Below are 13,193 nucleotides of genomic sequence, written 5' to 3' on the forward strand. Positions count from 1 at the left end.
ACGCTACAACCAGGGTTACCAGCTGCACGGCGCGGTGTGCCAGCCGGGAACCAGCCATGTCCGGGAGCGGTTTGCGCTGATGTGGACGGTGGGGGATAAAGAGGCGCTGCGCGAGCTGTGGTGCTACTGCTGCCACTATATGCTGCACCGTCCGGTGCCTGAGACGGCGCGTTTTGCAGAACACCCGCAGCAATGGGGCCATATTCACTGGCCGGAAGCGCTTGACGTTGAATCACGGACGGCATCGAATAATGATTCAACCGCCGGTGTGTAAGAATGTAATCACACTTTTCCGCAATCAAATCTTATTTATCTCTGTCGCAATAATAAATCATGCCCGTAAATTTAAAGTTGATTCCACCGGTGGCTCAGAAACCTAAACTTCCGATCGGCAGACGCTGGTTGAAAGGTCTGACTGGATTACTGGTGATAGGTTCCGGTTGGGCTTATTTTACCGGGTTGTCATTTCATTCGTCGGTATTCTGGATATTTTCAGCCGGACTCCCACTTACCGTGTGGCTGGTTGCAATATGGCTGCGTATTATGGTTTACCTTCCCGTGTTAATTCAGGCCCAGGCCTGGGATCGACGAAGAGAGGAGTTATTACTGCGTGAAATTCGTCGTGGTCGTCGCGCATTGCAGATATTGCACTGCGCATTTATTACGCCACACAGTGAGCACCAGCCAACGGGCAGCTCTTCTGTAAATATGTTAAAGCAGAATAAGCCGCTCCTGCATATGCAACCATCATGGCATGGAATAGAACGTTTTCGCCATAGTCGCTTACCCCTGGAGCCAGGGATGAAGCGAGATGACCTGGTTAAGCAGATATTCGACAGATTAATGGCTGGAATTGCACGACATCTTAACCAACTGCCGGACCATCAGCCCATAGCGCTATTGTTTGAAACCAATACATCACTATCTCGCCAGCGGTTGCACACGCTTTGGTGCAATGCCTGGCAACAACGTGATATTCGTCAACCCATCGAGCCTGTGACCGGGTACGGGTTGAACGTTATTGATAGCTGGCTGGACAGTCGAATCCACGAAGAAACGGTATTACTGATCATCGCGCTGCAGGTTGCTCCAGACGATCCAGATGGGACCGGGGAGGCGGCCGTTGCACTGCTGCTTGGCAATCACATGACCCAAAATATCCTTCCTCCTCTGGCATGGGTTCATCGACCGGAAGCGAGTTTTGCCGACACGTTGGCAGAGAGCATTGCTCAAGCGTTGGATTGGGTGCCCGTTCAACCTGAAGATGTCCACGATCTCTGGTCATCCGGTCTGTCGCACCAGCAGCAAAGTACGATAGCTGCGCTGAATGCGCATCCGCCTCTTCAGGGGATAGAGATGAATAGCCGGTTATATAACCTTGACCGAACGTTAGGTGAAACGGGGTGCGTCGCCCCCTGGCTGGCTATCGCTGCCGCAGCACAAGGTACAAAAGAGTCGCAACTGATTATGAGTGGTGAAACAGGGAGCACAAAAATGTGGAGCGTGGTGGTTTCACCTTGTCAGACTGCAAAGGAGAAGGTCTAAGTGATGCGGTTTTTATTACCGATTAAAAATCCGACAGTGCGTTACTGGCTGATAGCAATGGCACCTATGCTGATTTCGGCAATTGCCTGCCTGATAATCTGGTACTGGCCAGAAAAAGTCGGCATGGTGCCGGGAAGCCTGAAACACTCTCGCTGGATAACCGGGTTGGGGGCGACAACTGCGGTAACCGGTGTATATGCGGTATTGACCTGGTTTAGCGCGCGATCTTCTGGTCGCCAGAGTTTCGACCTTACCCGGGCGCATATCCAGGGTGATGATCAACCTCGCATTAGTGAGAGTTACCAACATCACCAGCAGTCGACCCCATTTGCGGATATGTACGCGTATCTACACCGTCAGTATGGACTCTTCTGGCGTCAGCGGGTGCGTGTAATACTTGTCATCGGGGAAGAGACTGAAGTCGCATCGATTGCGCCAACGCTTGCCGAGAAACAATGGCTGGAAGGTGAGGGTACCGTACTGATTTATGGTGGTAGCCCGCAGGAATCAGTAGATCTCGGACCTTTATCGACGTTGCGTAAATTACGCAGTGCCCGACCTGTGGACGGAATCATTCTGTCGCTCAGCTACGAACAAGCATCAAGCTCTCAATGGATGAGTGATTCGCGACGAAGCCTGGAGCAAACAGGTAACGCATATCACTGGCTACCGCCAATATGGTTGTGGCAAACGGACCCGAGCATGCAAGGGACCCGCATTACTCAGGCGGTAGGTGTTTTCTTTCACGAAAAGACTTGCCCGGAGAGTGTGGGTCGCGAGCTAACCCGTTTGCTGCCGCAGCTATGTGAACAAGGGATGCGTCAGATTTTTACTGATAACCGCCATGATTATCTATTGCGACTTGGGCAGTGGCTGAAGTTGGGAGGGATTGAAAGCTGGCAGCGGATCCTCACGCCGTGGCTGTCTGGTAAGCAATGGCGGATGCCCATATGTGGGCTGATGTTTAGTCCCTCTGTAACGGTCGCGGCGGCGTCAGTTATTCATGCGCATTACTGGTCACCACCAGCCGCGTTTCATGGCGTACTGAAAAGGGGGACTCAGGCTACTGGGCGGCATATGGGGTTATCCCAAGGTCGGATAATGTGTTACGTGGTGGCGGTAGTTATCGGTCTGTGGGGCGTTGGCAGCCTGCTATCGTTTGCCGCCAATTATTATCAAATGACTTCCCTGACAAACAAAGCGCAGCAGTTGGCGATCGGTGAGCAGGTATCAGATGCTGAACTGATACAACTGAATGAACTGCGAAATGATATTGAGCGCATTCAGACACAAAAAAACACAATAGGGTGGCGTCATTTTGGTCTGAATCATGATACTGAATTATTGGCCGTTTTACTCCCGATTTATGGGGTGGCAAATAATCGCCTGATGAGAGACGAGGCTGCGCGGGTGTTGTCTGAAAAACTCGATGCTCTGACGCATCTTCCGCCGGGAAGTCAGCAACGCGCTGACCTGGCAAAATCGGCATACGATCAGCTTAAAGCCTGGCTGATGATGGGCCGCCCGGAAAAGGCCGACCCCGCCTTTTTTTCTCAGGTGATGACGCAGACACAACCGACGCGTAAAGGGATTTCTACCGGTATCTGGCAGAGTCTGTCGCCGGACTTGTGGGGATTTTACATGCAAACTTTACCTGGGCAGCCTGACTGGAAAATTATCCCAGATGCACAGGTGATGATGGCAACCCGGCAGATCCTGCTAGCGCAGATTGAACAACGTAATGGCGATAATGCTATATATCTGAAAATGCTGGGATCCGTTTCCCGCAATTTTCCGGATATGCCCTTGGCGCAGATGACGAATGATACGGATGCCGCGCAATTGTTTACCACTTCGGAAACCGTTCCTGGGGTATTTACCCGCCAGGCATGGGAAGGGCAGGTGCAGCAGGCAATAGCTGACGCAGTGGCATCACGCCGCGAAGAAATTGACTGGGTGCTGAGCGACAATCAAAAAAATAGTCGTGCTGAGGTTTCTCCTGAAGCATTAAAACAACGACTGACAGATCGCTATTTTAGCGAATACTCTGGGTCATGGCTTAAGTTCCTCAACAGTTTACGCTGGAAGCCGGCGCGAAATCTTTCAGATGTTGTGGATCAGCTTACGCTAATGAGCGATGTACGCCAGTCACCGGTAGTTGCACTGATGAATACTGTGGCATGGCAGGGGCAGGCAGGTAAAAAACGTGAAGCCCTGTCCGATTCATTAATGAAATCGGCAGAAAAAATATTGCAGAAAGAAGAGGAGGCACCGGTTATTGACCAACATGCAAACGATATGACCGGTCCGTTAGATGAAACGTTTGGCCCATTACTGGCGATAGCCGGTAAGGGTGATACGCCGAATAACCTAACGACTGAAACCTCATTAAGTTTTCAAACATTTCTCACTCGCGTGACCCGAGTCCGCCTGAAGCTGCTCCAGGTCACTCATTCAGCCGATCCGCAGGTCATGATGCAGCAACTGGCACAGACGGTGTTTCAGGGCAAAAATATTGATCTTACCGATACGCGGGAATATGGCAGTTTGTTAGCAGCGGGGTTAGGAGAGGAGTGGAGTGGTTTTGGTGACGCGCTTTTTGTGCAACCCCTGACGCAGGCATGGGAGCAGGTCCTGCAACCATCGGCTGCGGGAATAAATGAGAGCTGGCAACGTACGGTTGTTTCTGACTGGCAGGAAGCAACAGATGGCCGATATCCGGTGAGTGAGGGGCGCAGTGATATTCCACTGCCGGTTCTGGCTGAGTTTATTCGACGTGATACCGGAAAGATCGACCAATTTCTTCATGAGAATCTCGCGGGTCTAATGCACCGTGAGGGGCGTCGCTGGGAAGTAGACGAAATGAATACCCAGGGATTAATTATTAATCCGGAATTTATCCAAGCCGTTAACCGTCTTGGTGAGGTTCGCGACGCCTTATTTGCTGATGGTAGTCAGGGGATGCGTTTTGAGCTGCGCGCGCGCCCAGTACCGGACGTTGTGGAAACGATACTTTCCATTGACGGACAGCGACTGCACTACTTTAACCAGATGGAAAGCTGGCAGAGTTTCCGTTGGCCGGGAGAAAGCCAGAGACCCGGCGCCATGCTGACCTGGACAACCACGCAGGGAGGGGCAAATCTTTACGGGGACTATCCGGGAGAATTAGGCTTAATTCGTTGGCTGGAACAAGGACGAGCGGAGAAACGTGATGATGGAATGTGGCAACTCACCCTCAGTGCGCCAGACGGTAAAAAACTGTGTTGGTTAATGCGCACTGGGCCGGGCGGTGGGCCGCTGGCATTATTAAAATTGCGAGGTTTTGTCCTGCCGAAGGATATTTTTTTGGTGAGTCGCCAACGAAATTCAGACGCCGGAATAAACTAGCCCAGCCTTCAGATGCTCAAATACGTTCCTGACGAATGTGTCCCTCTTATGTCACTTCAACGCAACTCGAAATCTATCGGTATATAAAAATAATATGCTGACGATAAAGAGCAGTAAGGAGAATATATGGCTGGATGTTATTTGGTTGTAGGCGATAAAACCACCTGCGGAGGGGTAATTATTGAAGGTGATCCCACGCATACTATTATGGGGATACCTGTAGCAAGAGAATTTGACCGGGTTACCTGTGGGCGTTTTATTGGCATATTCAGCATTGTTGGCGGAATTGTGCCCGATACTATCAACGGTCGAATGCCTGCCGGCTCGCAGGAAAGTCAAAGTACCTGTCCATGTCAGTCTTTGTTTATTCCTTCCATGATAACTGACACCTACACTATTTAATAAATGAGTATTCCATGGATGATTTAACCCTGCGTTACTTTGACGCCGAAATGCGCTACCTGCGCGAAGCGGGCGAGGAGTTTGCCCGCGCCCATCCTGACCGGGCGGCGATGTTGAATCTGGATCGCCCTGGTGCTCGCGATCCTTATGTCGAGCGGTTGTTTGAAGGCTTCGCTTTTCTTATGGGGCGGCTGCGGGAAAAACTGGATGACGACCTACCGGAACTGACCGAAGGGTTGGTGAGTTTACTATGGCCGCATTATCTGCGGACGATCCCTTCGTTAGCGATTGTGGAGTTGACGCCACAATGGCGCGAGATGAAAGAGCGGATGGTTGTAGAGAAAGGATTTGAGGTGCTTTCTGGCCCGGTAGGTGATAAGCGCACCCGCTGTCGTTACACCACTACTCGGGATGTCACATTGCTGCCGTTGTTACTGGAGATGGCGCGACTGGACACCGATCCGGACGGACGTTCCGTGATCAAACTGCGTTTTTCCTGCAGTGAGCTGGCCGACTGGCAGCAGGTAGATCTGAGTCGACTTGCATTTTATCTCAATGCCGATGCGCCGCTGGCCTGTGCATTACATGAAGCGTTGTCGCTAAATGTGGCGACTATACGTTTGCGATTGCCAGGACAGACAGATGATCAAGCGCTGGAAGCCTGGTTCACGCCAGGGGGATTTGGCAATGAGGATAACCTCTGGCCGAAGGATAGCGGTGCGTTTGGCGGTTATCAGCTGTTGTTGGAGTACTTCACTTTTCGGGAAAAATTTATGGCGCTGGCGCTCTGCGGACTTGAACAGGTTGTTCTCCCGCAAAGGCTCCCCTGGTTCGAACTTGATGTCGTTTTGAAACGCCGCTGGGATTATGACTTCACCTTCAGTGAAAAACATATCCGCCTGCACTGTGTGCCAGTGATAAACCTTTTTCCTCTGGAGTCTGACCCGCTGACCCCTGATGCCTTGCAGACCGAATATTTGTTACGTCCGATGCGTATTCAGGATGGCCACACTGAAATTTACTCTGTAGATTCCGTTATTTCGTCAAAGCACTCCGGGCATCAGGTTTTTGTGCCATTCACCAGTTTTCGCCACAAAGGGGGAATGTTACGCCATGACGCACCAGAATATTATTATCACACCCGAGTAAAACGTGGCCCTTCCGGTCTACATGATACCTGGCTAATCCTCGGTGGTGAGGCTTTTGATAACTACAGCGTACCTGAAGGCGAAAGCCTGTCATTAAGTCTTACCGGTACGAACGGTCAACTACCTCGTCGGGTATTACGCAGTACGTTGCTCGACACCGTTGTAAAGTCTACCGCGGCGAATGTCCGAGTCCGTAATCTGACGGCGCCAACGCTTCCCTGTTATCCACCAAACCGTGACCGTTTTCACTGGCGTGTATTAAGCCATCTGGGGAGCAGTTTTCTGTGGATGATGGATAACCCGGAAGTATTGCGTGGAACTCTGGCGCTTTATGACTGGACGGACGATGAAATGAATCGACGCCGTCTGGCCGCTATTGTTGACGTTAAGCACAGCGAAACGGAGCGTTTCGAGCGCGGGCATCTGCTACGCGGTGTGCAGATAGAGGTCACCCTTGATAGCAATGGTTTTGCCGGCCGCGGAGACATCTGCCTGTTTGGTGAAATGCTCAATCGCTTTTTTGCACTCTATACCGACATCCACCTGTTTAATCGGTTGATTCTGATCTTACAACCTACGGGGGAGCAGCTAGCATGGGACGAAAATCCGCGCAACCCAGGGATGCGCTAACATCACGTCTGAAAGAAGATATTAGTCGTATTAATTTTTATCGATTTTGCCAGCTTCTGGAAAACCACGGCGCTCACCGACTGGGGGAAAGTGATAACCCGCATGATGATATGGTGCGTTTTCGTCCCCATCCTGGTGTAGGGTTTCCCGCTAGCGAACTGAAAGCTATTGAGTGCGATCCTGAGCATCCGGATGCCCCTCTTACGGTCCGCTCAACCTTCATGGGGCTTTACGGTGTGGATTCACCGCTGCCGACAACATACATAGATGACATCACGCAAAGGCGCGATGGCCACGAGGTACTGGAAACCTTCCTCGATATTTTCAACCATCGTATTTTGACGCAGTTTTACCGCATCTGGCGAAAATACAGTTACCCGGCCACTTTTGAAGCGGGGGGGCGCGATAGTACTTCGCGCTGCTTATTGGGACTCATTGGCTTAGGGATCGCCGGTACACAGGAGCATATTGCCACACCGTCATCGCGTTTCCTCGCCCTGTTGGGGATTATGCGCCAGCCCGGGAGAACGGCAGAAGGTATTGCCCGGTTGGTCAACTTACTGGCGCCGAACACGCGTACTGACGTCATAGCACACGATCTGCGTACGGTGGCGATTCGACAACCTGCAGGACTGTTTGATGAACAACCATTAAGGCTGGATGGCCATACGATACTGGGGGATGAGGCAACCGATGCAGCCAGTCAGTTATTAATTTCACTCGTGACTGATGATGCAACAGAAACGGAGGGCTGGTTACCCGATGGGGGGCTTTTGACCGACTTGCTGGTATTACTGCGTGTTTATCTGGGGTGGCGCTATCGGGCGCGGATTATGTTGACTCTTCCCACCCGTCTGCTTCCTGAGCCTGTGCTGGGTGAGTCACCTGTGCGACTGGGTCTTACCTGTGTTAATGGTCTGCAAAAAGGAGACAGGGACTTACCGGACGACTTCACGGTAGAACTTGAACATTACCGTGGTCTGACACCCGCTATGATAAATAAGGACATAAAGCGTGTTCATTACCGTTTTTAAAATGAAAAATATTCTTCCCGTACTGGCATTAATACTCAGTGGCTGCGGCTTCTTTCAGTCAGTAAGTGACGGTACCCGCTCCGCTGCAAGCTCTCTTTTTTATAAACAGATTAAGATATTACATCTTGATATCTCTGGCCGGGCCGCGCTCAATACTGACAGCCGCGAGCAAAACAGCGCGCCACAGTCGGTTATAGTGCGTATTTACCAGTTAAAAGATGAGAAGCGTTTTAATCAGACTCAGTACGAACAACTGGTCGGTTACGGGGCTAACCTGTTAAAAGAGGATTTACTGGCTGAGCAGTTTGTGGTGGTTAAGCCCAATAGCGCCGTGACGCAGGATATGCCGATGGAAGAGGGAACACAATTTGTGGCGATTGTGGCTCTGTTTCGCGATCCTGATATGACCAAGGGCAACTGGCGGTTGGTGGTCAAACGCAACGATCTTGACCCCGATGAGGCACGTAAAATCGTGCTTGATGGCCATAGTATGACGATGCTGCCAGAGGAAAAGTAATCCCTCATAGAAAAGGGCGCATCGGCGCCCTCTGTTTTATTAGTCAGTGAACGGGATGATGATTTCGCCCGGTTTCACCTCAATACCTTTCGCCAGTTTTTTCGCCAGCGCTTCACCCTGGCTACTGTCATCCTGCAGAATATACGCTGGTTGCTGATTGAAATAGTTTCGCAGCGACTGATTCAAATAAGGCATCAGCGTTTGCAGCACCGACTGCATTTTTTCCGGTGTGACGGTGGCATCCACAACTTCCATCTCTTGCAGATAAATCGCGCCTTTTTCTTTATTGAAGACCGGTAAGGCTTTGAGTTTCAGCTTCATGGTCGCTTTTTGAGTGCCAAACAGCGAGTTCATGTCCAGGTTGGCATCACCGGTCAGCGTCACTTTATTGGGTTCTTCACGGCCTATCTGGCTGGCGAGATTGTTTAGTACGATATGCGCTTCAGCGACGCCAGGCAATCCGATATCTTTAGAAAAGTTATTATGTTTCGCCAGGGCCTGATTAATCTCTTGCTCGCTAACCGTGTATTGAGTGAGTTGATTACAACCAACCAACAGGCCGCTGACAATGAGCGCAGCGGCAAAAAGAAGCTTTTTCATGGGGTTCCTCAACATGATGCTTGTGGTGTAATCGTGACACAAAGCATCATCGAGTACCAGCGCCGCGGCTACCAGCAGAAAAAACTGAAAAATGCGCGTACGCCGGATTGGCTATCAGGCGTCAGGCTCCAGCATACCCCTCGTTGGGCGTTTGAGGCTGAATTGCCAGCCCAGCGCCAGGAAAGTGATGAAGCCGATGATACCGAGCATCATCCAGGGCAGTTCAGGCTGCGCCAGGGCTTTACCCATGTCAAACAGCCAGCCGCCGCCGACATAACCAATTGCACCACCGATAGCGAGCCCCAGTCGACTGAATCCCATATAGCTTCCTCGGGCACGTGCATTCGCCAGCGAGGCGCTCAGGGTTTCACGCGCCGGTTCGGCGATGATCGAGCCAATATAGAAGGTGCAGATCAGGGTAAACAACTGCTGCAAATTCCCGACCAGCCCGATGGGCATCATGCTCAGAGACATCACCAGCAGCCCGGCCATCAGGCGATGCTCAAGGCGAAAGCGTTTTTCGCTCCAGCGAGCAACCGGGTAGAGCAACGTTAAAGAGAGGCACGCCTCGATGGCGTACATCCATTTTACAGCAGCCGGTGAGCCAGCGATGTCGTTCACCATGATTGGCAGCATCAGCATCACCTGCACTGCCAGCATGTAATAGCCTGCCAGCGTCAGCACATAGGTGACAAAGCGCTTGTCATGCATGACATGGCTCATCCCTTCGCGCACCGGTATTTTTACCGTCGACAGCTTCCATGCCGGGAGCAGCCAGGCGTTAAACGCCGCGCACAGAACGAATAAAATTGCGCCGGTGGCACATACCAGACGAAAATCGTATTGTAATAACCAACTGCCGAGCAACGCGCCGACCACGGCCCCGGCGCTATCCTGCATCATCAGAATAGAGAAAAAACGCCCGCGCTTTTCCGGGCGAATCAGTTTGACCACCAGCGCCGAGCGGGGAGGGTCGAACAGCGTACCGCCCAGCCCGGAAAGAAAGCAGGAAAACCACAGCAGCCACGGCTCATGGGCAATGCCCATGGTAGCAAATCCGGCAGCGCGCATCAGCATGCCGGTGACGATCATTGGTTTGGCGCCGAAACGGTCCGCAATAGCGCCGCCGAAAATACCCAACCCCTGCTGGATAAATTGACGTAATCCAAGTGCGATACCGACCATCACGGCAGCCCAGCCCATTTGGTCGACGAAACGAATTGAGATCAGCGGGAAAACGACGAAGAAACCCAGCACGACCAGCATATTATCGATGAGAAGGAAGTATTTACCCAGGTTCCTTGCCTGCGAGACTTGCGACATTTCCCCTCCAGGGAAAAACTCGTCACTCTGGATAGAGTTTAAAAGATAAGCACCTCCTATTCTGCGGTGTCGTCATCGCTTTTCCCACCCTTCGCGGGACAATATTTTTTTATCAAAAGTCCGTCTTGATAGAGAGTTTTCATCAAAATGTGTGAATAATTCAAAAAATGGCATTTTGCTCTTTTCACAGGGTGTATTCGCACAGGTATAGTAATGCGAATAGCGTATTGAAGACGTTACGGGAAGGAGTAGGTATAGAATGTTTGGCTATCGCAGTAACGTGCCAAAAGTGCGCTTAACCACGGACCGCCTGGTCGTGCGTTTGGTGCATGAGCGTGATGCCTGGCGTCTGGCAGATTATTACGCAGAAAATCGTCATTTCTTAAAACCCTGGGAACCCATTCGCGATGAAAGCCACTGTTATCCGTCCGGCTGGCAGGCGCGTCTGAGTATGATCTCTGAGTTTCATAAACAAGGCACCGCTTATTACTTTGCGCTGCTTGATCCGGAAGAAAAAGAAATTATCGGCGTCGCTAACTTCTCGAACGTGGTGCGGGGATCCTTCCACGCCTGCTATCTCGGTTACTCCATTGCGCAGAAGTGGCAGGGACAGGGGCTGATGTATGAAGCCTTAACGTCGGCCATCCGTTATATGCAGCGTACGCAGCACATTCACCGCATTATGGCTAACTACATGCCACATAATAAACGCAGCGGTGACCTGCTGGCGCGACTGGGTTTTGAAAAAGAAGGATATGCTAAAGACTACCTGCTGATTGACGGGCAGTGGCGCGATCACGTGCTGACGGCGTTGACGACATCAGAATGGACCCCCGGCCGCTAAGTTTCAGATGCAGCCATGATTAATGGAGAAGACGATGAAATACGAATTAACCGCCACCGAAGCACGAGTGATTGGCTGTTTATTAGAAAAACAAGTGACTACGCCTGAACAGTATCCGCTCTCCGTAAACGGAGTGGTAACCGCCTGCAACCAAAAAACGAATCGTGAACCGGTGATGAACCTGTCGGAATCGGAAGTACAGGATCAGCTTGATAACCTCGTGAAGCGGCATTTCCTGCGCACGGTAAGCGGCTTCGGCAATCGCGTCACGAAATATGAGCAGCGGTTCTGCAATTCGGAGTTTGGCAATCTTAAACTCAGCGCGGGGGAAGTGGCGCTCATCACCACGCTATTGCTGCGCGGCGGCCAAACGCCGGGTGAACTGCGTAGCCGCGCATCCCGTATGTACGAATTCAGTGACATGGCCGAAGTGGAGTCGACGCTGGAGAAGCTGGCGACCCGGGAAGATGGTCCTTATGTCATTCGCCTGGCGCGCGAGCCGGGCAAACGGGAAAGCCGTTATATGCACCTGTTTTGTGGTGACGTTGATGAAGCAATTGCCGCGGCAGATGAACCTCCGGTAGCAACGGGGGATCTGCAGGCGCGCGTTGAGGCGCTGGAGTCAGAAGTTGCGGAGCTCAAGCAGCGGCTTGATTCCTTACTGGCGCATTTGGGAGACTAACGTGAATAAATTACGCATCGGCGTTGTCGGCCTCGGTGGGATTGCACAAAAGGCCTGGCTACCCGTGCTGGGCGCTAGTGCCGACTGGACGCTGCAAGGGGCATTTTCACCTTCGCGGGAAAAAGCGCTGCGTATCTGTGATACCTGGCGGATCCCCTACGTTGATTCTCTGGTGAATCTGGCGCAAACCTGCGATGCGGTTTTCGTTCATTCCAGTACCGCGACGCACTATGCGGTAGTAAGTGAACTGCTAAACGCCGGGGTGCATGTGTGTGTGGATAAACCGCTGGCGGAAAATTTGCGCGAGGCAGAGCAATTAGTGGAGCTGGCCGCGCGGAAAAAGCTGACGCTGATGGTCGGGTTTAACCGACGATTTGCGCCGCTTTATCAGGATCTCAAAGCTCAGTTGGCTAATGCGGCGTCTGTCCGTATGGATAAGCACCGTACGAACAGCGTCGGGCCGCACGATCTGCGCTTCACTCTGCTGGACGATTATCTGCACGTAGTCGATACCGCATTGTGGCTGGCGGGAGGAAAGGCGCAGTTAAACAACGGCACGCTGTTAACCAATGAATCCGGTGCGATGCTTTATGCTGAACACCATTTTTCTGCCGGTCAAATACAGATAACGACCAGTATGCATCGCCGCGCAGGTAGTCAGCGTGAGAGTGTGCAGGCGGTGACGGACGGCGGCCTGATAGACGTAACTGATATGCGGGAATGGCAGGAAGAGCGTGGGCAAGGCGTGGTGCACAAACCGATAGCAGGCTGGCAAACCACTCTGGAACAGCGGGGTTTTGCCGGATGCGCACGTCATTTTATTGAGTGCGTGCAAAATCAGACGGTTCCCCAGACGGCAGGCGAGCAGGCGCTACTGGCCCAGCGCGTTGTCGAAATGCTGTGGCGGGAGGCGATGGCTGAATAACCCCCTGTAACATCTGGCGGTAGTAATTCATTGTAATCCAGGTACTATATGCCAACTCAAAAATAACACCTCTTTTCAATCATAGGCTGGTTTGTTGGCCTGGTAAGATGCTGCGGCGTCGCCATCAGGCACAGCAAAAGTGTCGGATAGCGGCGA

At 51.9% G+C, this 13,193-nt stretch carries 11 protein-coding genes and 1 pseudogene; 10 read left to right on the forward strand and 2 right to left on the reverse strand.

Annotated elements, in window-relative coordinates:
• The 7 genes and pseudogenes from OGV94_RS23550 to tssJ form a co-directional block, all read left to right on the forward strand.
• On the forward strand, positions 1–274 hold a 274-nt coding region (locus OGV94_RS23550), incomplete at its 5' end, for a DUF6708 domain-containing protein (RefSeq protein ID WP_353622575.1).
• 59 nt (positions 275–333) lie between these two features.
• The gene (locus tag OGV94_RS23555; protein WP_502874144.1) at positions 334–1,545 is read left to right on the forward strand and encodes a KPHS_23130 family T6SS system protein; all 1,212 of its coding nucleotides are present in this window, start codon (positions 334–336) and stop codon (positions 1,543–1,545) included.
• 3 nt (positions 1,546–1,548) lie between these two features.
• On the forward strand, positions 1,549–4,932 hold the full coding sequence (locus OGV94_RS23560) for an ImcF-related family protein (protein WP_286524554.1): 3,384 nt from the start codon (positions 1,549–1,551) through the stop codon (positions 4,930–4,932).
• Between the two features lie 126 nt (positions 4,933–5,058).
• Positions 5,059–5,325, forward strand: a pseudogene (locus tag OGV94_RS23565) (PAAR domain-containing protein); the annotation flags it as partial.
• Positions 5,326–5,348: 23 nt separating this feature from the next.
• Positions 5,349–7,112, forward strand: a complete 1,764-nt coding sequence (gene tssF / locus OGV94_RS23570; RefSeq protein ID WP_043015902.1) for a type VI secretion system baseplate subunit TssF — start codon at positions 5,349–5,351, stop codon at positions 7,110–7,112.
• Positions 7,076–8,146: a type VI secretion system baseplate subunit TssG gene (gene tssG, locus OGV94_RS23575; RefSeq protein WP_043015903.1), complete on the forward strand. Its 1,071-nt coding sequence runs from the start codon at positions 7,076–7,078 to the stop codon at positions 8,144–8,146. The genes tssF and tssG overlap by 37 nt, the downstream gene beginning before the upstream one ends.
• A 1-nt stretch (position 8,147) precedes the next feature.
• Positions 8,148–8,663, forward strand: coding sequence for a type VI secretion system lipoprotein TssJ (gene tssJ / locus OGV94_RS23580; RefSeq protein ID WP_043017884.1), 516 nt, complete (start codon positions 8,148–8,150; stop codon positions 8,661–8,663).
• Positions 8,664–8,702: 39 nt separating this feature from the next.
• Here tssJ and OGV94_RS23585 read toward each other — a convergent pair whose 3' ends face one another.
• Entirely contained in the window at positions 8,703–9,263 is a 561-nt protein-coding gene (locus tag OGV94_RS23585) for a lipoprotein (RefSeq protein WP_043015904.1), read from the reverse strand.
• A gap of 114 nt (positions 9,264–9,377) precedes the next feature.
• Positions 9,378–10,586: a multidrug efflux MFS transporter MdtH gene (gene mdtH, locus OGV94_RS23590; protein ID WP_286524557.1), complete on the reverse strand. Its 1,209-nt coding sequence runs from the start codon at positions 10,584–10,586 to the stop codon at positions 9,378–9,380.
• A gap of 259 nt (positions 10,587–10,845) precedes the next feature.
• Here mdtH and rimJ point away from each other — a divergent pair, with 259 nt between their 5' ends.
• Genes rimJ through OGV94_RS23605 form a run of 3 tightly spaced genes read left to right on the forward strand, consistent with a single transcriptional unit; the run spans position 10,846 to position 13,037 of the window.
• Positions 10,846–11,430: a ribosomal protein S5-alanine N-acetyltransferase gene (gene rimJ, locus OGV94_RS23595; RefSeq protein ID WP_006685101.1), complete on the forward strand. Its 585-nt coding sequence runs from the start codon at positions 10,846–10,848 to the stop codon at positions 11,428–11,430.
• A 34-nt stretch (positions 11,431–11,464) separates the two neighbouring features.
• Positions 11,465–12,112: a YceH family protein gene (locus tag OGV94_RS23600; RefSeq protein ID WP_087050394.1), complete on the forward strand. Its 648-nt coding sequence runs from the start codon at positions 11,465–11,467 to the stop codon at positions 12,110–12,112.
• 1 nt (position 12,113) lies between these two features.
• The gene (locus tag OGV94_RS23605) at positions 12,114–13,037 is read left to right on the forward strand and encodes a Gfo/Idh/MocA family protein (protein WP_286524560.1); all 924 of its coding nucleotides are present in this window, start codon (positions 12,114–12,116) and stop codon (positions 13,035–13,037) included.
• Positions 13,038–13,193: the final 156 nt, after the last annotated feature.

The organism is Citrobacter sp. Ce006 (assembly GCF_030336535.1).
GTDB classification, from domain to species: Bacteria; Pseudomonadota; Gammaproteobacteria; order Enterobacterales; family Enterobacteriaceae; genus Citrobacter; species Citrobacter europaeus.